General features: G+C 46.1%; 1 protein-coding gene. It reads right to left on the bottom strand.

All coding sequences use genetic code 11. From position 1 onward, the window contains the following. The coding region (locus A3762_RS02690) for an Hpt domain-containing protein (RefSeq protein WP_197468965.1) at window positions 1-1,050 on the bottom strand (1,050 nt) is incomplete at both ends.

Here is a 1,050-nt window from a genome sequence, read left to right as displayed (position 1 = left end):
AGCTTTTAATGCTAGCGCTTTGAGTTCACCCTCAAAGGCTTCGCCATTTGAATAGGCTTGGATTAAACGTGTTTCAAAATCATGACTCGTGTCTGCCAACTTATCTAAGCTCGCTAGACGGGCACCACCTTTGAGAGTATGCAGTACTCGTTGCAACTCTTGATTGTAGTTCTGTTCGGTTGGCGCATCAGCCCAATCCGCCATGTTCGTTTCGAGCGCTTCGATGAGTTCCTGCGCCTCCTCGGCGAACATATCAAGCACTTCTTTATCGAGGGCGTCTTCTTCTGATAATTCAGGCTTGACAGGTTTCGCTGGCTCTGGCTCAACTGGAATTGTCGTCTCTTTTACGAGCGTTATCTCTTCAACTTCAACAATTTCAGGTTCTGTAGCCTCGATATTCTCAACTTCAGGTTCTACTTCTGTTTGCTCAGGCTGAGGTGCTGGAACCTTACTTAATACTGGTTCTTCACCAGCAATAGAGCGCTTAACAGCTTCTAGCAAATCTAATGCTGGAGCAGGAACAGAACCCGCTTCAACACTATCGACCATAGACGCTAGTGCATCATGACACTGAAGACAAAGTTCAATCACGGCCGGACTCGCAACGGTGTGTGCTTCAACCGTGCGCTCAAACAATGTTTCTAACTCATGTGAGAGATCACCAATTGCAGTGACCTCAGCCATACGTGCACCACCTTTTAGCGTATGTAGATCGCGCTGCAATTCACCTACAAGCGTAAAATTATCACTCTCACTCTGCCATTGGTGCAGTAGCTCGCCTGAATGATTGATCAACTCTAGCGCTTCTTCCAAGAAAATTTCAGCTAACTCAGGATCAAGTTCCGCCAAAGATCCTGAAGCAGTTTGATCAACTTCTTCAACTTGGATGGTTTCTTCTGGTGCAGCTTCTGGTTCTGTCGCTACAAGCTCTTCTTCAGTTTCTTCTACAGCATACTCTGGAATGGCTTCAGCTAGAGATTCCTCAAGTGCATCAATACTAATTTCGATATCTTGCTCTTGCTCTTGCTCTTGCTCTTGCTCTTGCTCTTG

This window comes from Oleiphilus sp. HI0125 (genome assembly GCF_001635355.1).
Note: the sequence above shows the minus strand (reverse complement) of the source record. Positions and strands in the feature narration are given on the sequence as shown.